Here is a 23,887-nt window from a genome sequence, read left to right on the forward strand (position 1 = left end):
TAAGCGTTCACCTGTATGACGGACTTCTAATAGGTGAGGTTGCCCGCATCAAGGTGGATCACACGTCTGCCGCGGCTTTCGTCGTGGCGTGTGTGCGCCCCACGTGCCGGTACAGGAGTTTTCGCAGCAGCCACTCGGCGGGACCGCGAAGATCACGCCGTTCCAATCCATACGCCGCGATTACGGTCAGCAGCCAGACCCCCAACGCGAATAACGCCATCGTGGCGCTGCTCAGGTGAGCGCCGAGCCCCAACCCCCAGGCGGCAAGCACCGGGGAGAAGAGCAGCGAGTGGGTCAGGTAGCAGGACAGCGACCGCTTGCCCACCGCGGCCACCGCCGTGACGGGAAGGCTCCTGCGGGTGCCGAGCCAGTGCGCCACCAGCCCGAACACCGCGACGTAGCCGAGTCCCGACGCGACACCGGTGAGGTCCTGGAGTTCACGCAGCGCGCCTGCCTCGGACACGGCCTGCGGTGGCACGGCGATCAGCCCCACGTGGGCCAGCGCGGCGGGCAGCGAGCCCAGCCAGCCGATCGGGATGCCGATCAGCGCGGTCCAGCGCAGCAGCGGCAGATGGCTGCCCGGTGCCTCCAGCACCCGACGCCGGGCCGCCCAGAAGCCCAGCAGCATGACGGCGAAGTTGGGCAAGCCAAGCACCCCGCCAACGAACGCCACGAACAGCCAGGTGGTCATCCTGGTGACCGACGCGGTCAGCGGATCGGTCTCGCCTGCGGCGTAGTACACGGTGGACGGCTCGGTGGTCGCCGTGCCCAGCGCGGCCAGGTCACCGGTGACCACCGCCCGGATCGCGGGCAGCGCCAAAACCACGGTCGCGGCGAGGAAGATCAGCGCCCAGACCAGCACTGTCTTGTCCTTGCGGCGGATGAACAGCCAGCCGATGATCAGGCTCGCGACGCCGTAGGCGCTGAGGATGTCCCCCGCCATCAGCAGCGCGGCGTGCGCGAACCCGAACACGATCAGCCACAGGCTGCGGCGGCGCAGCAGGCCGACGGCCTTCTTCTCGCTGGTGCCCGCGCTGGTCTGGCGGCGGAACAACTGCATCATCCCGTAGCCGAACAGGAACGCGAACAGCGGATACGTCCGCATGTCCAGCACCAGGATCATCAGGAACTGGGTGATCCGGTCGGCGATGCCGCCCTCCACCGGATGCCAGCCGGATGCGCCGTGCCGCTGGGCGTAGAGGTGGAAGGCGGTGTTGGACAACACGATCAGCAGGAGCATGACGCCGCGCGCCAGGTCCGGTGCCAGGGAACGTTCGCTGGAACGAACCGCGCCGCGGGCGAGGGTCGTCATCATGCCTTGTTCTCCGGGACGCGGTCGGACACGGCGAGCACCACGAAGCCCAGCACCGCCAAGCCCGCGCTCGCGAAGATCTCATACCCGTCCAGGAACGGGATTCGGTCGATCAGGAACAGCTTGCCCCACAGGTCGACGCCGAGACTGTTGATCACGCCGCCGATCCCCTGGAGGATCACGGTCACGCCGAGAATCTGGATGAGAGTGCGCATGCCCAAACGCTAGGAATCCCGGTCGTCCGTGGTCATCGGTCTTCGGGCTGCGACGAGGCCACCAAGGGCTGCGCGGCGGGGAGGCGTCCGCGACCAAAGTATCGACCACCGTCGACTTAGGGCAGCCGTTCGGATGCGGGGTCCGCGGGTAGGTTGACCTGCATGGAGGCACGGCGCAGCAGGCGTGACTGGTGGGTCGACACCGGCGTGTTCCTGTTCGCGGTGGTCTTCGGCCTGATCACCGCGATGGATCGCATCGGCCAGACGCACATCCCGCAGTGGGTGCTGGTCACCGACCAGCTGCTCGGAGCGGGGGCCTGTGCCGCGGTGTGGCTGCGGCGCCGCTGGCCCGTGCAGTTGACGCTGGTCCTCGTCGCGCTGTCGACATTCTCCGAGTTCATCGCCGGTGCCACCATCATCGGGCTGTTCACCGTCGCCGTGCACCGCCCGATCAAGGTCACCGCCGCGGTGACCGCCGCCGCGATGCTGACCACCCCGATCTACGCGTACCTGCGGCCGGAGCCCGACGCGCCCGCCTTCCTGATCATGCTGCTGGGCATCAGCGTCTACACCGCGGCGGTCGGCTGGGGCCTGTACATCCGCAACCGGCGCCAACTGGTGCTGCGCGCCGAGACGGAGGCCCGGCTGCGCACCGAACAGGCGCAACTCAACGCCCGCGAGGAGATCGCCCGCGAGATGCACGACGTGCTCGGCCACCGGCTGTCGCTGCTGAGCGTGCACGCCGGCGCGCTGGAGTACCGGCCCGATGCCTCGCCCGCCGAGATCGCGCAGGCCGCGCAGGTGATCCGGGCCTCCGCCCACCAAGCGTTGCAAGACCTGCGCGAGGTCATCGGCGTGCTCCGCGCGCCCGTCGGCGAACTCCCCCAGCCCAGCCTCGCCGACCTGCCGGCGCTGATCGGCGAGTCGACCGCCGCGGGCATGGCGGTCGAGGTGCGCGACACCCTCGCTGGCTCCGCCCCCGACACGGTGGGCCGCGCCGCGTACCGGATCGTGCAGGAGGGACTGACCAACGCCCGCAAGCACTCCCCCGACGCGCCGGTGACGGTGTCGCTGGGCGGTGGTCCGGGCGACGGCCTCACCGTCGAGGTGCGCAATCCCTGTCCGCCCGGCCCACCCGGTGACGGCCGGGGCCTGGTCGGCCTCGCGGAGCGGGCCGGTCTGGCGGGCGGGCGGCTGCGACACGCGCGGGAGTCCGGCGAGTTCGTGTTGGCGGCCTGGCTACCCTGGCCGCCGTGACCATCCGCGTGCTCATCGTCGACGACGATCCGCTGCTGCGCGCGGGCCTGGCCATGATGCTCGGCGGGGCCTCCGATATCGCGGTGGTGGCGCAGGCCGGGGACGGCGCCGAGGTCGGCGCGCTGGTCGCCGAGCATGCCCCCGACGTGGTGCTGATGGACATCCGCATGCCGGGCACCGATGGCCTGCGCGCCACCGAGACGCTGCGCTCCCGGTCGGATGCGCCCGAGGTGATCATCCTGACCACCTTCGACGCCGACGCGCACGTGCTGCGGGCGCTGCGAGCCGGGGCCGCGGGGTTCCTGCTCAAGGACACGCCGCCCGGCGAGATCGTGGAGGCGGTGCGGCGGGTGGCGACCGGCTCGCCGGTGCTGTCGCCTGCCATCACGCGCAAGCTGATGGACCGGGTCGCGGAGTCCGATCAGGACCAGCGGGTGCGCGCGGCGCGGGACCGGCTGGCGCTGCTCAATGACCGAGAGCGGGAGGTGGCGATGGCGGTGGGCGCGGGCAAGTCCAACGCCGAGATCGCGGCGTCCATCTACCTCAGCGTGCCCACGGTGAAGACGCACATCTCGCGGATTCTGACGAAGCTGGACCTGAACAACCGGGTGCAGATCGCGCTGCTGGTGCACGACGCCGACCTGCTCTCGTGAGCGGGCCACGAGCTGTGAAGGCGTGCCGACGGCATTGGCGGCACGCCTGACGATCAACTCGCCTTGCGCATCTCGTCGTTGACGAGGAGCCTGCGGGCGCGCAGGGCGATCTCCATCTGAAGGCGCTCGCCGGGGTCGTTCAGCTTGTCGCCGAACAGCTCCTCAAGCTGGTGCATCCTGTACCGCACAGTCTGGGGGTGCACGCCTAGGCGTTTGCCGATCTCGGGTGCCGAGCCGCGGGTTTCCAGCCAGGCCAGCAGCGTCTCGGCCATCCGCTCGCGCTGCTTGACCGTCAGCTCGACCAGCGGCTCGAGACATCGGCGGGACAGCTCGGCGACCAGGAACTCGTCGGCGAGCAGCCACAGCGTGGACAGGTGCTCCGAGCAGTGTGTGACCGGCTTGTCGGGCAGGATTCGGCGCTGCACCAGCCCCAGCGTGCGGCGGGCCCAGCGCAGCGACACCGATGCCTCCGACAGCGCCACCGGCGGACCGATGACCGCGCGCCAGCCCTGGAGTTCCTCCTGAAGCCTGCGCAGGTGCTCCTCGGGCTTCGCGGTGAGCAGGCAGGGTTCGGCGCCCTCCAGGTCCATCAGCACGTCCTCGTGCAGACCCGGCGTCGGCAGCTGGTTTTGGTTGTCCCGCTGTTCCAGAGCGACCACGGTCACCCGCTCCGGAAGCTGCCACTGGGCGCCCAGCGCCAGGTCGGCCAGCACCTGTGGCGAAGCGGGCTGGTCGGCCAGCAGCAGCTCCAGCAGCCGCTTGCGGCGGCGCTCCCTGGTGCCCGCGGCCCTCGCCTGGGCCTTGTTGTAGCCCTCGACCGCCAGCGCGGACAGCTCGTCCACGTAGGTGAAGATGGCCTCGGCCACGATGCACAGCAGGTCGGGCGAGGTGCCGACGCTGCGGCCGAACGCGCTGATGTGCCGCCAGGCGACTCGGCCGCCCACCCGGCAGGCGGTCTGCCAGCTGTCCATGGTCCGTCCCTCACGGAACTCGACCTTGCCCATGTAGCGGAAGAACTTCGCCCACTCGTCCTGCTTGACGTTGACGTTGCCGATGTTGTCGATGGCGTGCAGGATCGCCTGCTCGACACCGGCGATGACGACCTTGCCGTACTGGCTCTCCAGCGGCTTGGCGTACTCGGGGACGGCCTTCTGGATCTCCTCGACCATGTCCTTGGCCATCCGGCCCGCGTGCACCCGGAACCGCTGGGCCAGATCCTTCGGGACCGAGGCCCACAGCCTCGTCGCCGGGCTGAGCGCCACACTCGCGGCGGCACCGCCCGCGGGCGGCGGGCCGCTGCGGGCGGGCCGTAACCCCGTTTGGGTGTGCCCGTTCGTGCGGGTCGCGCCTTGACCTGTCAACATGATCGTCCTTTCCGCGCGAGGAGCGAAAATGTCGGTAGCCCCCAGACCGCTTTTGTGACTTCGACCATAACTTGTTAACGACGCTGGTCATAGGGTCGTAACGAATAGCCCCAAAAGTGACGCCGAAAAGGGGCGAAACGGCATCTTCGTCGCCCATGGATGACAGCCTGGGCCAGGCAGGATGTCAACGGCGTTACAAATTTTGAGCCTTGATCGCCGCTACTCGTTTCTGATCAGCTTCAGCACGAGGTCGTCCATGTCGGCGTTTGCCGGTTTGGTGTTCGTCACGAAGTCAACGAGAAGCCGTGCAAAGCGCTCAGGATCCGCGCAGTGCGGGAAGTGGCCCGCTTCGGCGAAGACCTCCAACTCGCTGCCCGCCAACAACTGCGAACCGCGGTAACCATGGCCGACGGGGATGATCCGGTCCTTCGCGCCCCACACGATGAGCACCGGACCCAGATCGGATGCCAGGTACAGCCGGTCGACCGCACTGACCCGCTGACCGCGCAGGTCGATCACGCTGCGGACCGTCTTCAGGAACGCCGAGCGGCGTTTCCCGTCGGCCAGCGAGGCTACGTGCATGCCCAACTCGACCAGTTCGCTGGAGAAGGTGGCACCCAAACTCTTGGCCAGCGCGCCGAGGCTGTTGCCGAGCCCGAGGGTGAGCCGGTTGACGGCCAAGGCCAGCACGATCTCGGAGCCGGGGATGGTCGCGGCCCGCAGCGCGATGCTCACGGCGGTGCCCAGGCCTCCCGAGTCCACCAGCATGCCGCGGTTGACCATCTCCGGGAACTGGTAGGTGAACTGCATGACCACGCCGCCGCCCAGCGAGTGGCCGACCAGGGTCGCCTTGCGGTGGCCGAGCCGCAGCAGCAGGTCGCGCACGGAGCAGGCGTAGGCGCCGATCGAGTAGTCGGTGCGCGGCTTGGAGGACTCGCCGTGCCCGAGCATGTCGGGGGCGATCACCCGCCGGTTGAACCGCAGCCGTTCCAACTCGGCCAGGGTGGACCGCCAGGTCTGCGCGCTGCCCGCGACACCGTGCAGCAGCACGACGACGCGGTCGTCCGGGTCCTCCGCCTCGGGCACACCCTCGTCGGGAAGGTACTCCCAGAAACTGATGCGCTGGCCGTGCAGCACGACGGAACGCTTCATCAGACTCATTTGGGTGCACCCTTTCGGCGGCTGCGGGGGAATTCTCAGCATAAGGCTCGAATCGATCGATTCCACAACAGTCGAAAAACCATTCGTTGATTGGACAAATATCACCCCCAGACTTTCACCCGGATATGACAACTTTGTTCCGACATGACAAGACGATCATACGTTTTGCACGCACCAGGCCGTCCCGGAAAAGCTGGCACCGCTGATAAAATCGGGGCGACAACCCTGCACCTCGCTCTTAAAAAACGGTTACGTACGCCAAATTCTCTGGCCTGTCTTGCGGCCTCGATCACACGTCAGTAACGTCACGGACACCCCCGTTCCGCTGTTTTTGCACACCTCTCGAATTCGTATTTCCCTTGAATTGCGGTTGAGGAGAACCATGTCTGAATCCCTGCGTCCCCTGTCCATGCGTACCGCCGCCGCACTGGCCACCGCGGGCCTTGCCGCGGTGCTGGCGGGCATTTCCGCAGGCCCCGCCTCGGGTGCCCCCGCATCGGTCACCGGTCAGATCGACAAGAACATCACATTCACCTGCGAACTGCCGCTGGTCGGCCCCAGGCCGATCACGGCCAACGTCAAGGCGACCTTCCCCGACGCGGGCAAGGTCGGCGAGAGCCTCTCGGTCACCGACTTCAAGACCGTGGCCACCCTGGACAACGACACCACCGCCGCGCTGCGGCTGATCGGCGCGGCCACCATCGAAGGCACCGCGAAGCCGGAGATCGACGCGCAGCTCAACAACACCAAGGTGACCCTCGGGCTGCCGTTCACCATCCCCTCCACCCCGGTGCCCACCGAGGGCCAGCTGAGCCTGCCGATCGCCGGTGAGGCGCCCAGCTTCACCGTGTACGAGGCGGGCACGGCGACCCTGGCCATCGGCAAGAAGTTCACCGGCAAGACCACGCCGAAGGACGCCAACGGCCAGCCCACCCAGTTGGGCGAGATCAGCCTGTCCTGCACCCAGAACGAGGGCCAGGACCCGTCGCTGGCGAGCATTCCGATCAGCTGACAACCACAGCCGAGGCGATGTGGCCGGCCATCCTGCCCCGGATGGCCGGCCACTGCGCATCCTGCGCAAGCGCGGAGTATTCAGCCGCTGGGCCACTCACGGGCTGTGTTTCGCCAGGTTGTCACCGTTGCGACAAGAGTTGGCCGCACAGGTGACAGTCGCATGAGCCAACTTTGTGTGTTGTATGACAAAGAGTCTGTTTTGGTTCATTTGTTAGCAATGCTTGGTTAAATCCGTTCTACCGTCCGACGATGGTCACACTGCCTCGCGCTCTGCCCCGCGTGGCGAGCGTTCTCACCGCTGCCATCCTGCTGCTCGGCACCCAGTCGACGGCCTCCGCTCAAGAAGGCCCCGAGGCGATCTCGTTCATGGCCGCCTCCGGCTACTCCTATCTGGTCAACCCCGATGTCGATCCGCCGGGCGCCAACAACTGGTCGTGCAAGCCCAGCACGGCGCACCCGCGCCCGGTGGTACTCGCCCACGGCACGTGGGAGAACCGCTACAACAACTGGGCGCGGATGTCCCCGGCCCTGAAGCGCGCGGGCTACTGCGTGTTCGCGCTGGACTACGGCGAGACCGGGACCGCGGTCGTCGGTCAGCACCCGGCCGTGAAGGGCTACGGCGACATCCGGCTCTCCGCCAAGGAATTCGGCGCCTTCGTGGACAAGGTGCTCGCCGCGACCGGAGCGGCCCAGGTCGACATCGTCGGTCACTCCCAGGGCGGCATGATGCCCCGCCAGTACCTGAAGTTCGAGGGCGGCGCCGGCAAGGTCCGCAACCTGATCACGCTGGGCGCCACCCACCACGGCACCACACTCAGCGGCATCGCCACCCTCGCCGAGACCCTCCAGTTGCTGGGCTACGCGCCGATCGTGATCGGCGAGGCAGGTCCCCAGCAGGCGCGGGGCTCGGAGTTCCTGACCAAGCTCAACGCGGGCGGTGACACCGTCCCCGGCGTCAACTACCTGGTGATCGCCACCCGTTACGACGAGGTCACCACGCCGTACGAGTCGACGTTCCTCACCGCCGGGCCGGGCGCCACGGTGAAGAACGTGACGCTCCAGGACGGCTGCCCGGTGGACCTCTCCGACCACCTGTCGATGACGTACTCACCGCGGGCCGTCGGCCATGTGCTGCAGGGACTTGGCACTCCCCCGTTGCTTGGCGTCCTACCCTGCCTGCCGCACCAGCCCGTGCTCTGACAAACGCTCCCACCAGGGGCAGGCCTTCGCGGCCTGCCCCTTTCTCACGTGATGTGTTGCTGATGCGTGAACTGCTCACTACAACGATCAAGTCTCGTGCGGGCTCGGTTTCCCTGCTGTCACACAAGGCCATACGGCAGTAACTCCCCGTCAATAAATTCGGGCGACCTACCAATCCAAGGAGGCGCTCGATGACAAGCACTGCGGAGATCGAGGCTCCGGTCCTCGACCACGCACCGGAGCAGAAGAGCGGGAGGGACCGCTGGATCAGCGACTGGCGGCCCGAGGACCCTGCGTTCTGGGAGCGGACCGGACGCCGGATCGCCAACCGCAATCTGGTGTTCTCGATCCTGGCCGAGAACCTGGGCTTCTCGGTGTGGCTGCTGTGGAGCATCGTCGTGGTGAGCCTGCCGAAGGCGGGTTTCACATTCGGTGTGGACCAGCTGTTCTGGCTGGTCGCCGTGCCCAGCCTGGTGGGGGCCGTGATGCGGTTTCCCTACACGTTCGCGGTGCCGCGCTTCGGCGGCAGGCTGTGGACGGGCATCAGCGCCGCGCTGCTGCTGATCCCCACCGGTCTGCTGGCCATCGCGGTGACCGACACCGCGACGCCCTACTGGTTCTTCCTGCTGGCGGCGGGCACCGCGGGTCTCGGCGGTGGCAACTTCGCCTCGTCGATGGTCAACATCTCGTTCTTCTTCCCGGAGCGGAAGAAGGGCTTCGTGCTCGCGCTCAACGCGGCGGGCGGCAATATCGGCGTGCCGATCGTGCAACTGTCGGTGCCGCTGGTCATCACCATCGGCACGGGCATCAACCTGGCCTACGCCGGTCTGATGTGGATGCCGTTCATCATCGCGGTGGCGATCGGCTCCTGGCTGTCCATGGACAGCCTCACGGTGGCGAAATCGGATTCGAAGGCCTACGCCAACGGGCTGCGGCGCGGCCACACGTGGGTCGTCTCGTTCCTCTACATCGGCACGTTCGGCTCGTTCATCGGCTACTCGGCGGCGCTGCCGCTGCTGATCAACCAGGCGTTCCCCGAGTCCAAGGCGGCCTACTTCGCCTTCCTCGGCGCTCTGGTGGGCTCCATCGCCCGACCGCTCGGCGGTCTGGCCGCGGACCGGCTCGGTGGTGCGAAGGTCACGTTCTACACGTTCATGGCGATGGGAATCGGCGCCATCGGCGTGATCGAAGGCCTGCGCGAGCATAGTTTCTGGCTTTTCCTCGGCTCGTTCATGTGGCTGTTCATCACCGCGGGCGTCGGTTGCGGCTCGACCTACCGCATGATTCCGGCCATCTTCCTCGCGAAGGCACGCAATGCCGGTGAGCAGGCCATTGTGGCCGCCAAGCGGGAATCCGCGGCCGTCATCGGAATCGCGGGCGGAATCGGGGCCGTCGGCGGTTTCCTCATCACCAGGGCGTTCGCCATGTCGATGACGGCATACGGCTCGCTCCAGCCCGCACTGCTCGTGTTCCTCGGGTTCTACCTCACTTGCGTCGTGGTGACCTGGTGGGGTTATCTGCGCCGCAGCTTCCTCACGTCGAGCGCCCCCAGCCTGGCCTGGGCAGGCGTCTGATTCACCCGTTTTTCCCTTAGCTCAAAGGCATGTCAGAGGCCGGACATAGTTGTTGCGTTTCCGTGCCGTGGTGAGTCCCCGCTGGTTACATGGAATCACTTCATCATTTACCCGGGGTTTCAGCCACCCGGCATGCCACTAGGGGAATGGATGCATTTTCGAAGAGCGTTTGTCCCGTTTGTGTCGCTGTTGGTGTTGACCGGAGTACTCTCAAATCCGGCAATTGCGGAAAATCCACAAGCTCCAGTCTCGGAAAGCCTCCGCAAGAATGTGACACTGCTGTCCGGTGACCGGGTCACGGTGTTGGACAAGGCGGGCACCCTCACGCCTGTCGTGGAGCCGGGCAGGGGCCGGGAGCGGATGGCGTTCCGCGTGGAGCGGACGCCATCCGCCCTGTACGTCCTGCCGCAGGATGCCGTGGACGACATCGGCAGCGGAAAGCTGGACCGCCGCCTGTTCGACGTCAAGCTGCTGCTGGACAGCGGCTATGACGATGCCAACCGCCCCGACACCCCGGTGATCATCAAGGGCAACGTGGCCCGTGCCGGCGTGGCGGTGGACCGCGAGTTCGCAAGCATCAATGCCGTGGCCGCCCGCCAGCCCAAGCAGACCGCTGGGCTGTGGAACGCGCGGGGCTCGGTCGAGCGGATCTGGCTGGACGCGCTGCGCAAACCCACCCTGGACCACAGCGTCAGGCAGATCGGAGCACCGAAGGCCTGGGAATCCGGGCAGACCGGCAAGGGCGTCAAGGTCGCCATCGTGGACACCGGCATCGACGCCTCCCACCCCGACTTCGCGGGCCGCATCGCCGACGCGAAGGACTTCACCGACGAGAACGACCCCGACGACCTGGTCGGCCACGGCACCCATGTGGCGTCCACCGTGGCGGGCAGCGGCGCGAAGTCCGGCGGGAAGTTCAAGGGCGTCGCACCGGACGCGACCCTGCTCAACGCCAAGGTCTGCGCCAGGTTCGGCTGCCCCGACTCGGCGATCCTCGCGGGCATGCAGTGGTCGGTGGAATCCGGCGCCAAGGTCGTGAACATGAGCCTCGGCGGCATGGACACCGAGGAGTTGGACCCGGTCGAAGAGGCGGTCAACGCACTGACCGCCAAGCACAACGCCCTGTTCGTGATCGCCGCGGGCAATAGCGGCGGCGACGAGACGGTGGGCTCCCCCGCCAGCGCCGACGCGGCCCTCGCCGTCGGCGCGGTGGACCGGGAGGACAAGCTCGCGGAGTTCTCCAGCCGCGGCCCCCGGGTCGGGGACTCGGCGCTGAAGCCGGAGATCACCGCCCCTGGCGTGAAGATCGTGGCCGCCAAGGCACGCAACGGCTTCATCAACGAACCGGGCCCCGATGGCTACCAGCCGATGTCCGGCACGTCGATGGCAACACCGCATGTCGCGGGCGCCGCGGCGATTCTGGCCGCTCAGCGCCCGAATCTGTCGCCCGCCCAGTACAAGAGCCTGCTGATGGCCTCGGCCAAACCGAACCCCGAGCTTGGCGCCTACGCCCAGGGCGCGGGCCGGGTGGACGTCGAGCGCCTGGTCAAGCAGACCGCGTACGCCGATCCCGCGGCTGTGTCGCTTGGCCGCCCGCTGTGGCCGCACGACGACGACACACCGATCACCAAGAAGGTGACCTACCGCAACCCGGGCGCGCAGCCGGTGACCTTCGCGCTGAAGCTCACCACGAAGGCACCGGACGACATGTTCCGGCTCAGCGCGACCGAGGTCACCGTGCCCGCGGGCGGGGAGTCCACAGTGGACATCACCGCCGACACCAAGGTGGCGGCGCCCGACGGATACTACGACGGACACATCACCGCCACCGCGGGTGACACCGTCGTAGAGACCCCGTTCGGCGTCAACCGGGAGGTCGAGAGCTACAACCTCGATTTCACCGTGCTCGACCACGACGGCAAACCGACCCGCGGCAGCGCGTTCCTGTTCAACCTGGACACCCTGCGGGCGAACTTCCTCTACGACGCGGACGGCAAGGGCACCGTCAGGCTGCCCAAGGGCAACTACCACCTGACTTCCTACATCGGCACCGGCGAGAATGATCGCCGCCTGGCCATGCTGGTGCAGCCGCAGTTCTCGTTCACCAAGGACGGCGCGCTGACCCTTGATGCCCGACAGGGCAAACCCATCGACGTCAAGTTCCAGCGGGACGGCATCACACCGGGTCTGGTCGCGCTGAGCACGACCCGCAGGGCCCCCGGCATCATGGTCGGCTCCACTCTGCTGGCACTCGGTTTCGATGGAGTGTCATCGGCGCACCTCGGGCCCGTGCTGACCGCCGAGGAGTTCTCCGCGTCCGCCAACGGTGTCTATGAGCGGGCCGGGGAGAACTACAACGTCGCCTGGTTCAGCGATGGCCGCATGTTCGACGGTCTCCAACGGACGGTCGCCGACCGCGACCTGGCCACCGTTCGCAACCGCCTGCACGCCCAGGCACCGGACCGGACGGCGGCCAAGCTGGTGGCGCCCGCCCTGCCCGGCAGGCGAGCGGACTTCGGATTCGGGCGCGGCGGTCTGGCTCTTCCCGGTGAGCTCACCGAGTACTACGTGACCGAGGCGGGCGTCACCTGGTCCGGCACCCTCTACCAGGAACGTCGAGGCCCGGACGGCTTCCCGATCACCGAGTCCGTGGTGGACGGGCAGCAGATCCGGTACGAGCCGGGCAAGTCCTACCAGGAAAACTGGAACGTCGCGGTCTTCGGTCCGGCGCTGCCCAATGCCGGTTTCTTCATCAGGGAGGCGGACAAGATCTTCGCCGCCATTCCGATGTTCGGCGACGGGGTGCCCGGCCATTACGGTGCGTCCCAGGTGGATTCCGCGCGCACCACGCTGTTCCGGGACGGAACGAAGGTGGGTGAGACCAACCGGCCCGGCTACGGCGAGTTCACGGTGCCCGCGGGTGCGGCCGAGTACCGCTTGGAGTCCGAGGCACGCCGCAGGGGGATGTCGGAGTTCTCCACGCACGTCAAGCTGATGCAGACGTTCCGCTCCGAGCACTCGGCGGGCCGCGTCAACCTGCCGGTGTCGGCGGTCCGCTACTCCCCCGCCGTGGACTTGGACAACCGCGCCAAGGCGGGCGAGGTGACCCGGCTTCCAGTGTTCGTGCAGCAGCAGCCCGACTCGCTGGAACGCTCCATCCGCAAGCTGGAACTGTCGGTGTCGTTCGACGACGGCGCCACCTGGAAGCGCGTCGGTGCCATGCCCACGGGCGAGTCCCAGTGGGAGGCGCTGTTCAAGCACCCCGACGCCGGGGCGTACATCTCGCTGAAGGCGGTCGCCACCGATTCCCGCGGCGGGACGGTGGAGCAGACCATCGTCAGGGCGTATGCGGTGAAGTGATGTCGTGCCCGGTGCGGTCCTTCGCGGCCGCACCGGACCTTCACAGGCGGATGACGGCCAGCCCGCCGCTGATCCCGCTGGCCATGCCGAGGAGGGCGACTTGGTCGCCCGGCCCGATCCGCTCGCTGTCCTGCGCCAGAACCAGTTGCAGCGGAGGCCCTGCTCGTGCCCGGCGGTTCGCGCCGATGCCTCGTACACGGAGCCTGCCGCGGTGGCGATCAGCACCAGGTGCCCGGAGTTGACCCCGAAGTGTTCGGACAGGTATGTCCGGCCCCGCTCCGACTCCGCCGCCACCGGAACGACATCGCCGGGTGAGAGCCGCTCTTCAACGCCGTGCGCCACGACCGCCGCCGTCCCGGCGAGCAGCGCGGTCAGCAACGGCACGAGACCACGTCTGCGGACGGCCCAGGGGGTACGGGTGGAGCCTGCTTGTTCGGTGCGCCCGGACGGGCGGGTGTCAACCTGCACAGGGTTCCTCCGACACTGCTCACCGCCAGTCCCGGTTTTCAACTGTGTCCGAACCTCATTTCGACGGCCGGGTGCGATTCCCCTGACGTGCGGATAGTTCACCCGAGCCGGCAGGCGGACCGCTGAGCGCTCATGGTCGAGCGCTCAGCGGCCTGGCGGTTCAGCCGACCTTGGCGGGTTCGGGCTCCTCGGCGTCGTGCTCGTCGAGCAGCGTGGTCTCGTCGAACGGGTCCTCGCCGCTCAGCACTCGCTGGGCCTGGGCGGTGTCGAACTGGCGCGTCCACGAGCCGATCAGCACGGTGGCGGCGGCGTTGCCCGCGAAGTTGGTCAGTGCCCTGGCCTCGGACATGAAGCGGTCGATGCCGACGATCAGTCCCACCCCGTCGACAAGGTCGGGGCGGTGCGACTGGAGGCCTCCCGCCAAGGTGGCCAGGCCCGCGCCGGTGACGCCCGCGGCGCCCTTGGAAGCGATGATCATGAAGATGAGCAGGGAGATCTGCTCACCGATGGACAGCGGGCTGCCCATGGCCTCGGCGACGAACAGCGAGGCCATGGTCAGGTAGATGGCGGTGCCGTCGAGGTTGAAGGAGTAGCCGGTGGGCACGGTGATGCCGACAACGGGGCGGGCGACGCCGAGGTGCTCCATCTTCGCGATCAGGCGGGGCAGCGCGGTCTCCGACGAGGAGGTGGACAGGATCAGCAGGAACTCGCGGCCCAGGTAGCGGAGCAGGACGAACAGCGACAGGCCGGTGACCACGCGGTAGAGCGCGGCGAGCACGACGAAGACGAACACCGCGCAGGTCAGGTAGAAGCCGATCATGATCACGGCGAGGCTCTTGAGCGCGGTCAGTCCGGTGGAGCCGACCACGGCCGCCATGGCGCCGAACGCGCCGATGGGCGCCAGCCACATGACCATGGCCAGGATGCGGAAGACCAGGCGCTGCAGGTGGGTGATGGCGGTCAGCACGGGCGCGGCCTTCGCGCCGATGGCCTGGAGGGCGAAGCCGACGAGCAGGGCGACGAACAGCGTCTGGAGGATCTGGCCGGAGACCAGTGAGGAGAACAGGGTGTCGGGGATGATCCCCAACAAGAAGTCCACTGTGGACGCGGGCTGGTCGCCCGCGGCCTTGGCGCCCGCGCCCGCGGTCTCCTTGGTCAGGTGCAGACCGGAGCCGGGGTGCAGGATGTTGCCGACGATCAGCCCGATGGCCAGTGCGACGGTCGACATGGTGAGGAAGTAGCCGATGGCGAGGCCGCCGACCTTGCCGACCGCGGCGGCTTTGCGGACCGAGCCGACCCCCAGCACGATCGTGCAGAAGATGATCGGGCTGATCATCATCTTGATCAGGTCAACGAACCCGGTTCCGATGGGCTTGAGCGACTTCGCGACGCCCGGTGCCAGGAACCCGAGGAGGATGCCTGCGAGCACCGCGACGATCACGGCGACATAGAGGTAGTGCGTGCGATCACGGCGTGGTGGTTGCGACATGACAGTGATGGTGGCCACAGCGAGCCTCGGCGGGAACCGTTCGTCCGGAAACTTAAGGTTCGGCTTACATGTCGGCATTGCCGATATGCTGTTCAGAGTGCTGACTCGCCGAACTCTGCTGCTCACGGCGCTTGCCGCGCCGCTGGCGGGTTGCGAGGACCGGCGCTTCACCCCGCCTGCGCAGTTGCGCGTCGCGACGGGTCCGCCGGGTGGGGTGTTCATCGTCGTGGGCGGGGCGTTGGCCGAGGAGTTGGCCCACCGCCTGCCGCAGACCCGGGTGCGGTCGATCCCCACCGGGGCGTCGGTGGCGAACCTGGAGCTGTTGGCCAGGCACGAGTGCGAGGTGGCGCTGGCCCAGCTTGACTCGATCACCGCGGGGCTGGCCGCGGGTACGCCGAAGGACGTCACGGCCATCGCCCGGCTCTTCGACAGCTGGCTGCACCTGGTGGTTCGGGCGGACAGCCCGATCCGGGGGATTCCCGATCTGCACGGCCGCACGGTGGCGCTGGGCGCGGTCGGGTCGGGCACGGAGTTCACGGTGGCCCGGCTGTTGGCGATGACGCCGGAGGTCACGCCGAAGCTGGTCAACCTGGGGCAGTCCGAGGGCGCCGCCGCGCTGGGACGCGGCACCATCGACGCGTTGTTCACCATGACCGGTGTGCCGACGCCTGCCCTGTCGGGGCTGACGGGTCTGCGGATGATCCCGTTTCCGGGGCTCAGCGAGGTGATGAACGAGCGGTACGGGGAGGCGTACACCGAGGCTGTCATCCCGTCGACCGCCTATCCCGGTGTGCCGTCGACGGAGACGCTGACGGTGCCGGTGCTGCTGCTGGCCCAGCCGGAACTGGCGCCCGAGGTGGTCGAGGTGGTGGCGGAGACCCTGTTCACGGAGGGGGCCGATCTGGCGCGGGACCACCCGGAGGGGCGCCGGATCAATATCCGCACCGGCATCGCGACCGGCCAGGTGCGCCTGCATCCCGGTGCGGTGAGCTACTTCCGGGGTCACAAGCGCTAGGCAGCACGGGTGCGCTCGCACCCGGTGCTCGGCATCCTGTGCCTGGACCCAAGCAGCACCAGACAGCGCGAATGCACCTGCACCCAGCGCCGCGCAGTCAGGAACGGGGTGAGTGCAGCACTTGTTCCATCCAGCGGACCATGTGCTGCACTCACCCCATCGAAATGTGTGTAGCAGGCCTCAGCGCGGCTGCCTCCAACGCGGTCAGCCACCGCCTGCGCTGGGCAGCACGATCCGCACCTCCAGGCCCTGCGGTGTGACGGGCAGCAATTCAAGCCTGCCACCCCAGGACGCCACCACCTCCTGGCAGATGGCCAGTCCCAGACCGGTGCCGGGCACGTTCTGGTGGGACGGTCCGCGCCAGAACCGTTCCCTCGCCCGCAGCCGTTCCTCCGCCGACAGGCCCATCCCGTCGTCGCGGACCCGCAGGACGACCTCGCCGTCGGCCTCCTCGGCCGACACCGTGACCTGGGTGCCGCCGGACAGCCGCGCGGCGTTGGCGACCAGTTCGTCGAGCACGTGGCCGAGTGTCTCGGCGGGGGCGTAGGTGGCCAGGCCGGGCGGCACGTCGACCGTCAGCCGGGTCTCGCCCAGCAGTTGTTCCCACCGCGCCACCTGTCCGCTGACGTCCACCGGCTGCGGCGTTGTCGCGGGCCCGACGCCTTCGACGCGGGTGAGCGCCAGCAGCGAGTCCACGATCTGCGCCATCGCCTGGACGTCGGCCAAGGCGTCGTTGTGGATCTCGCGGCCCTGCGGCGTGAGGTAGGGGCCGAGGTTCTCCACCGCGAGCCGCAGGCTGGCCAGCGGGTTGCGAAGCTGGTGCGAGGCGTCGGCGACGAAGGTGCGCTGGCGGCGCAGCGTGCGGGCCACGACCTCGGCCATGGCGTTGAACGATTCCGCGAAGCGCCGCAGTTCTGGCGGACCGGACAGGGTGCCCGCCCTGGCCTCCAGCCTGCCCGCCGCGAGCGCCGCCGAGGCCTCGTCCAGTTCGCGGACCGGCCGCAGCACCCAGCGAGACAGCGGGATCGCCGCGCCGATCGCCAACAGCACCGGCACGATCGCCGCCATCAGCCAACCCCAGGAGCCCAGCACCGCCGACCGCAGCGACCCGGTGTCGGAGACGGTGACGACCGCCGCGATCACACCGGTGTCCCGCCCGACCGGCTCCACCACGACCATCGGCGCCCGCTGCCACGGCCACACCGTCTCGATGCGGTCGGCGCGATACCCCGCGAAGGCGGTCTCCAGACCGTCCTCGACCGCGGGGCCGCTCAGGCTGAAGTCCGGACGCGACGCAAGCAGGAGGCGACCGTCGGGGGCCACCAACCCCACCGGGATGGCGTACAGCTCCTCATACCGCCGAAGCTCGTCGGCGAGCAGATCGGTGCGCCCGCGCCGCAGCGCGTCGTCGGCCAGCGAGGCGAACCGCTCGGCGTCGGCGAGACGGTCCAGGTACACCTCCTGGGTCTCGGTCTGCGCGATGTTGGCCGCCAGCGGCACCGCCAACGCCACGAACAGTGCCGCGAGCAGCGGCACGATCACGACGAGCAGCCTGCGCAGCACGGTCAGGCCCGCAGCCGGTAGCCGACGCCCCGCACCGTTTCGATGGTGACGGCGTCGCCAAGCTTGGCGCGCAGCGCCGCGACATGGACGTCCAGCGTCCGACTCTGCCCCTCCATGCTGGCCTGCCACACCTGGTCGACGAGGTGGTCGCGGGTGCAGACCGCGCCCGCCTTGGCCGCGAGGGCGGCGAGCAGGTCGAACTCCTTGCGCGGCAGCGAGATCGGCGTCCCGTCCACCTCGGCGACGCGCCTGCCGACATCCACCGCAAGCGATCCGACCCGGTGCACCGCAGCGTCGGCGCGGGTGGCCCGCGCCGTGCGCGTCCGGCGGGCCACCGCGTCGATCCTGGCCAGCAGCTCGCTGATCCCGAACGGTTTGACCACGTAGTCGTCGGCCCCGCTGCGCAGACCCAGCACCCGGTCCTGCTCCTCGCCGCGGGCGGTCACCGCGATCACGGCGACGCCGTCGACCTCGCGGAGCCTGCGGCACACCTCGATACCGTCGCGGTCCGGCAGCCCGAGGTCCAGCAGCACGATATCGGCGGTGGTCGCGGGATCGGCGGCCAGCGCGTCCGCGGCCGTGCCGACCCGGCGCACCTCGTGGCCGTGGTGGCGCAACGCGGTCACCAGCTGACGCGCCATCCGGTCGTTGTCCTCCACCACGAGAACCCGCACCGCCACCACCTCCTTGTTCGCACGATAGCCGCCCACCCGCGGCCGAACTTACGCAGGAATCGACAACCCCGCCTGCCCGGTTTTGTGCCATTGACGCGCGCAATGACATTCACTCTTGCCTTCGACCCCTACAGAAAACGTACAGTACCCGAGGTACTCAACAGTTTCTGGAGCAGATTGGAATCGTTGCGCATGCACGGAAGAATGTCTCGGTCCTTATTGGCCGCACTGGCGGGGTGCTGTGTATTCGCCATGGTGGCCACGCCGAGTTCGGCGGCGCCTACGCGGATCACCTACACGACCGCGGGCGAAACCGTCATCACCGGCCTGGACGCGAAGCTGCCGCTCGGCCCCGGCCAGACCGATGTCGAGGTCGACCTGGGCTCCGGCAACCTGACCGGCAAGATCGCCCTCCCCGAGTCCAGGATGGACTTCAACCTGTTCGGCTTCCTGCAAACCCATGCCAAGGTCAAGATCACACAGGCCGGGGACTTCAAGGGCACCTTCCAGGCAGGCGCGGTGAACGTCTCGGGCGAGTACTACACCCAGATCACCGAGGTCGGCCACTTCGGGGCGGGCATGCCGCTGCCCAACTGCAAGACCACCGCCCCCACCCCGATCGCCCTCAAGTCCGAGGGCACCTTCAACCCCACCACGGGCGGCAAGCTCACCGGAAAGTATGTGCTGCCGAAGTTCGCCGATTGCGGTTTCGACACCGACATCATCAATTCACTGGTGGTCGGCAAGGAGAACACCATCACCATCACCCTGTCGCCGAAACAATAGAGTTTCGCTGAATTCCCCTGTTTCGATCCGGTGGCCCGCTCCCCCTCACTCGCGGGCCACCACCTAATCTTTTCTCCCGTGACCGACCTGGTGTTGGCGCTGGCTGACGCCCGCGCGGATCTGCCCACCGTCGGCGGCAAGGGCGCCTCGCTGGCCCGGCTCGTCGCCGCGGGCCTCCCCGTGCCGCCGGGTTTCCACCTCACCACCCGCGCCTACCGCGAATTCACCGCGAACGGCCTGTCGGACACCCTCCGCGCCGCGATCCTCGACGCCTACGTCGCGATGGACGAGGGCCCGGTCGCGGTGCGTTCCTCCGCCACCGCCGAGGACCTGCCCGAGTTGTCTTTCGCCGGGCAGCAGGACACCTTTCTCAACATCACCGGCGCCGATGCCCTGTTGGACGCGGTCCAACGCTGCTGGGCCTCGTTGTGGAACGACCGCGCCGTGGACTACCGCGCCCGCAACGGGATCGCGCCCGAGGACGTGGCGATGGCGGTGGTGGTGCAGCGGCTGGTGCCCGCGGATTGCTCGGGTGTCCTGTTCACCGCGAACCCGCTCACCGGCGCCCGCGACGAGGTGCTGATCAACGCCTCCTGGGGCCTCGGCGAGTCGGTGGTCGGCGGCTCCGTCAACCCCGATACCTACGTGCTGTCCGGTGACCGCGAGGTGCGCCGCGAGATCAACGACAAGGCGGTGATGACGGTCCGCACTGCCGAGGGCACCCGCGAGGACCCGGTCCCCGAGGAACTGCGCCGGGCACCCGTCCTGGACCCCGCGCGGACCGCCGAGTTGTCCGCGCTGGGCAGGCGCATCGAGCGGCTGTACGGCGTGCCGATGGACATCGAATGGGCGGTCCACAGTGGACAGCTCCACATCCTTCAGGCCCGTCCGATCACAGGGCTGCGCGAGGTGTGGAACGACAGCCTGCGCGGCGACTACCTGTGGACGTCCGCCAACCTCGGCGAGGCGGTCCCCAGCGTGATGAGCCCGGCGACCTGGTCGGTCATCCAGGCGCTGGCGATGCCACCGGTCGGTACGCACCCCATGCACGGCAACATCGGCGGCCGGTTCTACCTCAACCTGAGTGTGTCCTTCGCCCTGGGCGAGGCGCTCGGCCTCGGCGGCATCATGCGCCGCACCAGCGAGCAGACCATCGGCCCCATTCCCGCGGGCATCGAGGTTCCGCCGCTGCCCCTGTCCCGCTTGGCTCTGCTGCGAGCCGCCGTCAGGCAGGCGGCGGCGTTCCTCCGGCAGGCCCGCACCTACCGCGCCCGGCTTCCCGTTCTCCTGGCGGAGACTCCCGCGCGCTGTGCCCGCCTGCATGAACAGCTCCGCGCCGCACACGATCCCGCGCGGCTGCGTGAGCTGTGGCGGTCCGATGTGGACTCGCTGCTGCACGAAACCTGCCGCGTCCTGGACGCCGGTGCCCGGCAGTCCGGTCCCGACCGGCTCCGGCCGGCGCTGACCGCGCTCGTCGGCGAGGCCGACGCGACCGCGTTGCTGACCGGGCTGCACGGCGATGGCGAGGAGTTGGTCAGCCTGGGCCCGGTGCTGGGCGTGGCTCAGCTTCGGCGCGGTGAGATCACGCGTGAGGCCTACGTCCACGCGTGGGGGCACCGCTGCTCCGACGAGTTCGAGATCTCGGCCCCTCGCCCCGGCGAGGACCCCGCCTGGCCGGACCTCACGAGCGATGACTCGGACCCGCACACGTTGCTCGAACGCCAGGCGAAGACCCGCTCGGATGCCTGGCAACGCTTGGTGGAGCGGCATCCGCGCAAGGCCGCGAAGCTGCGCCGCAGGCTGGACCGCCAGGTGGCCGCCGCTCGCGCCCGCGAACTGGCCCGGTCCGAGTTCGTGCGGTGCTTCTGGGTGTTCCGCGCGTTCATCCTGCGCGCGGGTGAACTGACCGGCCACGGCGAGAAGCTGTTCATGCTGTCCATCCCCGAAGTGCTGGCCGTGCTGGAAGGGGATGACACTCCGTTGGTCGCGTTCCCGGCCCGTCGCGCCGCTTACGACGGGTATCGCGCTCTGCCGCCCTACCCCACATTCATCCGCGGTCACTTCGACCCTGCCGCCTGGGCCGCCGATCCCGATCGCCGGGCCGATGTGTACGACAAGTCCGCTCAGCCTGTCTCACTGGGCGACGACATCTCCGGCTTTCCCGGCGCCGCGGGCATCGTGGAAGGACTCGCGCGGGTGGTGTCCAGTGTGGACGAAGGCGAAGCGCTGCTCCCGGGCGAAATCCTGGTCACCACCGTGACCAACATCGGCTGGACCCCGCTGTTTCCCCGAGCCGCCGCCGTCGTCACCGACGTCGGAGCCCCGCTTTCCCACGCGGCCATCGTCGCCCGCGAACTGGGTATCCCCGCCGTCGTCGGCTGCCGAAACGCCACCACCCGCCTGTCCACCGGCGACCACATCCGAGTCGACGGAGCACGAGGAACAGTCACGATCCTCAATGCCGTTACTTGAGTTCCTCGGCCACGATTCGGGCGGCTTGGGCTACGAGGCCGGTGTCGGATTTGGCATTCGGGGTGGATTGGGTGGAGAGGACGGCGATGACCACCGGGGAGCCGTTGTCGGTCCAGGTGATCGCCACGTCGTTGGCGGAGCCGTAGGCGCCGGTGCCGGTTTTGTTGGCGGTGGTCCAGCCTCCGGGGATGCCCGCGCGGATGCGGCTGTTGCCGGTGGTGTTGCCGGTGAGCCAGGCCTTGAGGCGGTTGCGTTCCGGTTCGGGCAGGGCGTCGCCGAGCAGGAGGGCGCGGTATCCGGTGGCGATGGCCTCGGGAGTGGTGGTGTCGCGGTCGTCGCCGGGCACGGCGCTGTTGAGTTCGGGCTCCCAGCGGTCCAGCCGGGTGGCGTTGTCGCCGATGGAGCGGGCGAAGCTGGTGATGCTGCCGGGACCGCCGAGTTGCTTGAGCAGCAGGTTGGCCGCGGTGTTGTCGCTCTTGGTCACCGCGGCCTCGCACAGTTCGAACACCGTCATCCCGGTGCCCGCGCGGGTCTGCGTGACCGGCGAGTTCGGCAGGAGATCGGCCGCACCGAAGCGGATGCGCTGGTCGAAGAACTTGCCGTCCAGTCCGTACGCACGCAGCAGCGCCGCGGCCGCGTAGGTCTTGAACACCGACAGCACCGGGAACCGCTCCGCCTGGCGCAGCGCCAGGGTGCGGCCCGCGGCGTTGGCGGCGTACACCCCGATCCGCGCGGTGTAGACCTGTTCGAGCAGTTGCAGCGGCGCGACGTTGGGCGTCGGCACAACGGTGGCGGACGGTGGGGTGTAGCCCTTTCCGCACGCGCCGAGCAGCGGCACCGCGGCCAACGCGATCAGCGCGCTCCTGCGGTTCATCACCTCAGCGCCGCCACAGTTCGGTGACCGCATCGGCGACGGCCGCGGCCTGGGCATATCCCGCCTTGGCGGAGGGTGCGCGGGTCGCGGGGTCGAGCGGGTTGACGCCGAAGGCCGCCAACGCGGACCGGTCGGCCTCCACCACCTGTGCGCGAGCGGTGGCTTCGAGGTCACGGGCCTCGTCCTGTGCGCCGCGGATCGTGCCGCCCGGCGGCGGGGAGAACGGCGCGATGATCAGCACCTGGTCGTGGCCCGCCGCCAGGTCGGCGTTGGTGATGGAGCGGGCACCGCCGTCCATGTAGCGGCGGCCGTCGATGGTGACCGGCGGCCACACTCCCGGCACCGCGCAGCTTGCGGCGACCGCATCGATCAGACCGACACCGGAGCCGCGATCGAACGCGGCCAACTCGCCGGTCGCGGTGTCCACGGCGGTGATCACGAGCGGCTGCACCGGCCAGTCGCGAACCGGCAGACGCGCGGCGATGACCTCGCGGCGTTCCGCTTCCGAGCCGGTGTCGGCCGCCAGCGCGAGCGCGCCGATGCGGATGCGGGCTTCCTCGGCTGTCGCTGACGAGGTGACGGCCTCGGCCATCGCCGTCATGAGCCGCTCGCCATTGAAGGAGACCGCTTTCTCCTTGCCGCCGGTCGATGGTGTGAGCTGGGCGGCGTACAAGTCCGTGAGGTCGGTGCCCGCGGTGATCAGCATGCCCACCACGGAACCTGCCGAGGTGCCGACGACCAGGTCCGCGTCACGGACGTCGACGCCCGCCTCGGCCAACCCCGCGAGCAGGCCGATCTCCCAGGCGATTCCGGCGACGCCGCCGCCACCCAGCACCAGTGCCCTCGACGTCATCCGCGGCTCTCCCTCCGTCCCCCAAGACGCAACTGCGCCGGCTCATGTTGCCTGCCGGTCGCAGCAACCCGATCCAATCACGTCCAGCGGCCCGCCTGCACGCTGGAATACCGCAACACCGGATGCGGTTCGGCATCGACCGGGATCGGCGTTTCACACACCTGTTCCGATTGTGCATTTGGCCTGAAACAGAGGCAAGCGCGGCAATACCCGGGAAATGCCGATTTCGCGCCACGGACTGCCATCCACCAACGCCCGCCCGACGTCCGATCAGGCACCGAACGGGCCTGCGGATACGGCCCCGAGCTTGGATTTCCGCAGGTCAAAGGTCGATTGAGTGCTTCGAGTATCGGGTTCTGACTCCTCACGGTGCGCTGACTCGCGTTGGCCGGGCCTGCCGAAAGGGGCTGATCCCTAGAAAGGGGCGGATTCGGGCAGGGAGCCAACCGTCGGAAGAGGCCCAAAGAAATTGGCAATTTCGTCAGATGCGAGGGGTCCTTTTTTGTGGCGGCGGCATAAGACTGATCGGGCGTCATGTTCGGATGCGGCCGGCCAGACCAGGGAATCGTGCACCGGGTGGCTC

General features: G+C 68.6%; 18 protein-coding genes. 9 read left to right on the plus strand and 9 right to left on the minus strand.

Going from position 1 to position 23,887, the window contains the following annotated elements; genetic code table 11:
* Window positions 1-58: 58 nt before the first annotated feature.
* Window positions 59-1,315, minus strand: a complete 1,257-nt coding sequence (locus tag ACU6XJ_RS27220) for a DUF418 domain-containing protein (protein WP_476317713.1) — start codon at window positions 1,313-1,315, stop codon at window positions 59-61.
* Window positions 1,312-1,527, minus strand: coding sequence for a hypothetical protein (locus ACU6XJ_RS27225; RefSeq protein WP_476317715.1), 216 nt, complete (start codon window positions 1,525-1,527; stop codon window positions 1,312-1,314). Before ACU6XJ_RS27225 ends, ACU6XJ_RS27220 begins: the two co-directional genes overlap by 4 nt.
* Before the next feature lie 162 nt (window positions 1,528-1,689).
* Here ACU6XJ_RS27225 and ACU6XJ_RS27230 point away from each other — a divergent pair, with 162 nt between their 5' ends.
* Together ACU6XJ_RS27230 and ACU6XJ_RS27235 are read left to right on the plus strand one after the other, a co-directional pair.
* Window positions 1,690-2,784 (plus strand): sensor histidine kinase, encoded by a 1,095-nt coding sequence (locus ACU6XJ_RS27230; RefSeq protein ID WP_476317718.1) that lies wholly within the window; start codon window positions 1,690-1,692, stop codon window positions 2,782-2,784.
* Entirely contained in the window at window positions 2,772-3,437 is a 666-nt protein-coding gene (locus ACU6XJ_RS27235; protein WP_476318662.1) for a response regulator transcription factor, read from the plus strand. The genes ACU6XJ_RS27230 and ACU6XJ_RS27235 overlap by 13 nt, the downstream gene beginning before the upstream one ends.
* A 53-nt stretch (window positions 3,438-3,490) precedes the next feature.
* On the opposite strand, the gene ACU6XJ_RS27240 is transcribed toward ACU6XJ_RS27235, so the two are convergent.
* A complete protein-coding gene (locus ACU6XJ_RS27240) occupies window positions 3,491-4,699 on the minus strand; it encodes a PucR-like N-terminal domain-containing protein (RefSeq protein ID WP_476318664.1) in 1,209 nt (402 codons plus the stop codon).
* A 321-nt stretch (window positions 4,700-5,020) separates the two neighbouring features.
* On the minus strand, window positions 5,021-5,962 hold the full coding sequence (locus ACU6XJ_RS27245) for an alpha/beta fold hydrolase (protein WP_476317721.1): 942 nt from the start codon (window positions 5,960-5,962) through the stop codon (window positions 5,021-5,023).
* Window positions 5,963-6,344: 382 nt separating this feature from the next.
* Between ACU6XJ_RS27245 and ACU6XJ_RS27250 the strand changes: the two genes are divergently transcribed.
* From ACU6XJ_RS27250 to ACU6XJ_RS27265, 4 genes are all read left to right on the plus strand, one after another.
* Window positions 6,345-6,974: a DUF6801 domain-containing protein gene (locus ACU6XJ_RS27250; RefSeq protein WP_476317724.1), complete on the plus strand. Its 630-nt coding sequence runs from the start codon at window positions 6,345-6,347 to the stop codon at window positions 6,972-6,974.
* Window positions 6,975-7,225: 251 nt separating this feature from the next.
* On the plus strand, window positions 7,226-8,176 hold the full coding sequence (locus ACU6XJ_RS27255) for an esterase/lipase family protein (protein WP_476317727.1): 951 nt from the start codon (window positions 7,226-7,228) through the stop codon (window positions 8,174-8,176).
* Window positions 8,177-8,367: 191 nt separating this feature from the next.
* Window positions 8,368-9,750 carry an MFS transporter gene (locus ACU6XJ_RS27260; RefSeq protein ID WP_476317730.1) on the plus strand — a complete coding sequence of 461 codons (1,383 nt, stop codon included), beginning with the start codon at window positions 8,368-8,370 and terminating at the stop codon, window positions 9,748-9,750.
* Window positions 9,751-10,020: 270 nt separating this feature from the next.
* Window positions 10,021-13,110 carry a S8 family serine peptidase gene (locus ACU6XJ_RS27265; protein WP_476317732.1) on the plus strand — a complete coding sequence of 1,030 codons (3,090 nt, stop codon included), beginning with the start codon at window positions 10,021-10,023 and terminating at the stop codon, window positions 13,108-13,110.
* Between the two features lie 628 nt (window positions 13,111-13,738).
* On the opposite strand, the gene ACU6XJ_RS27270 is transcribed toward ACU6XJ_RS27265, so the two are convergent.
* The gene (locus ACU6XJ_RS27270) at window positions 13,739-15,067 is read right to left on the minus strand and encodes a cation:dicarboxylate symporter family transporter (RefSeq protein ID WP_476317734.1); all 1,329 of its coding nucleotides are present in this window, start codon (window positions 15,065-15,067) and stop codon (window positions 13,739-13,741) included.
* 97 nt (window positions 15,068-15,164) lie between these two features.
* Here ACU6XJ_RS27270 and ACU6XJ_RS27275 point away from each other — a divergent pair, with 97 nt between their 5' ends.
* Window positions 15,165-16,082: a TAXI family TRAP transporter solute-binding subunit gene (locus ACU6XJ_RS27275; protein ID WP_476317737.1), complete on the plus strand. Its 918-nt coding sequence runs from the start codon at window positions 15,165-15,167 to the stop codon at window positions 16,080-16,082.
* Window positions 16,083-16,286: 204 nt separating this feature from the next.
* Here the strand turns inward: ACU6XJ_RS27275 and ACU6XJ_RS27280 are convergent, their stop codons facing one another.
* Window positions 16,287-17,645: a sensor histidine kinase gene (locus ACU6XJ_RS27280; protein WP_476317740.1), complete on the minus strand. Its 1,359-nt coding sequence runs from the start codon at window positions 17,643-17,645 to the stop codon at window positions 16,287-16,289.
* A gap of 2 nt (window positions 17,646-17,647) precedes the next feature.
* On the minus strand, window positions 17,648-18,319 hold the full coding sequence (locus tag ACU6XJ_RS27285) for a response regulator transcription factor (RefSeq protein ID WP_476317743.1): 672 nt from the start codon (window positions 18,317-18,319) through the stop codon (window positions 17,648-17,650).
* 204 nt (window positions 18,320-18,523) lie between these two features.
* Here ACU6XJ_RS27285 and ACU6XJ_RS27290 point away from each other — a divergent pair, with 204 nt between their 5' ends.
* Window positions 18,524-19,105 (plus strand): hypothetical protein, encoded by a 582-nt coding sequence (locus ACU6XJ_RS27290; protein ID WP_476317746.1) that lies wholly within the window; start codon window positions 18,524-18,526, stop codon window positions 19,103-19,105.
* Between the two features lie 78 nt (window positions 19,106-19,183).
* The gene (locus ACU6XJ_RS27295) at window positions 19,184-21,577 is read left to right on the plus strand and encodes a PEP/pyruvate-binding domain-containing protein (protein WP_476317749.1); all 2,394 of its coding nucleotides are present in this window, start codon (window positions 19,184-19,186) and stop codon (window positions 21,575-21,577) included.
* On the opposite strand, the gene bla is transcribed toward ACU6XJ_RS27295, so the two are convergent.
* Window positions 21,570-22,451, minus strand: a complete 882-nt coding sequence (bla, locus tag ACU6XJ_RS27300) for a class A beta-lactamase (protein ID WP_476317752.1) — start codon at window positions 22,449-22,451, stop codon at window positions 21,570-21,572. The two genes, ACU6XJ_RS27295 and bla, sit on opposite strands and share 8 nt — an antisense overlap.
* A 4-nt stretch (window positions 22,452-22,455) precedes the next feature.
* Window positions 22,456-23,304: a patatin-like phospholipase family protein gene (locus tag ACU6XJ_RS27305; RefSeq protein ID WP_476317755.1), complete on the minus strand. Its 849-nt coding sequence runs from the start codon at window positions 23,302-23,304 to the stop codon at window positions 22,456-22,458.
* Window positions 23,305-23,887: the final 583 nt, after the last annotated feature.

This window comes from Actinorectispora metalli (genome assembly GCF_056323685.1).

What these genes read in the sequence shown, in the direction of transcription:
- ACU6XJ_RS27220 (WP_476317713.1), bottom strand. Translation starts at nt 1,315, where the DNA reads ATGATGACGACCCTCGCCCGCGGCGCGGTTCGTTCCAGCGAACGTTCC.
- ACU6XJ_RS27225 (WP_476317715.1), bottom strand. Translation starts at nt 1,527, where the DNA reads ATGCGCACTCTCATCCAGATTCTCGGCGTGACCGTGATCCTCCAGGGG.
- ACU6XJ_RS27230 (WP_476317718.1), top strand. Translation starts at nt 1,690, where the DNA reads ATGGAGGCACGGCGCAGCAGGCGTGACTGGTGGGTCGACACCGGCGTG.
- ACU6XJ_RS27245 (WP_476317721.1), bottom strand. Translation starts at nt 5,962, where the DNA reads ATGAGTCTGATGAAGCGTTCCGTCGTGCTGCACGGCCAGCGCATCAGT.
- ACU6XJ_RS27250 (WP_476317724.1), top strand. Translation starts at nt 6,345, where the DNA reads ATGTCTGAATCCCTGCGTCCCCTGTCCATGCGTACCGCCGCCGCACTG.
- ACU6XJ_RS27255 (WP_476317727.1), top strand. Translation starts at nt 7,226, where the DNA reads ATGGTCACACTGCCTCGCGCTCTGCCCCGCGTGGCGAGCGTTCTCACC.
- ACU6XJ_RS27260 (WP_476317730.1), top strand. Translation starts at nt 8,368, where the DNA reads ATGACAAGCACTGCGGAGATCGAGGCTCCGGTCCTCGACCACGCACCG.
- ACU6XJ_RS27270 (WP_476317734.1), bottom strand. Translation starts at nt 15,067, where the DNA reads ATGTCGCAACCACCACGCCGTGATCGCACGCACTACCTCTATGTCGCC.
- ACU6XJ_RS27290 (WP_476317746.1), top strand. Translation starts at nt 18,524, where the DNA reads ATGTCTCGGTCCTTATTGGCCGCACTGGCGGGGTGCTGTGTATTCGCC.
- bla (WP_476317752.1), bottom strand. Translation starts at nt 22,451, where the DNA reads ATGAACCGCAGGAGCGCGCTGATCGCGTTGGCCGCGGTGCCGCTGCTC.
- ACU6XJ_RS27305 (WP_476317755.1), bottom strand. Translation starts at nt 23,304, where the DNA reads ATGACGTCGAGGGCACTGGTGCTGGGTGGCGGCGGCGTCGCCGGAATC.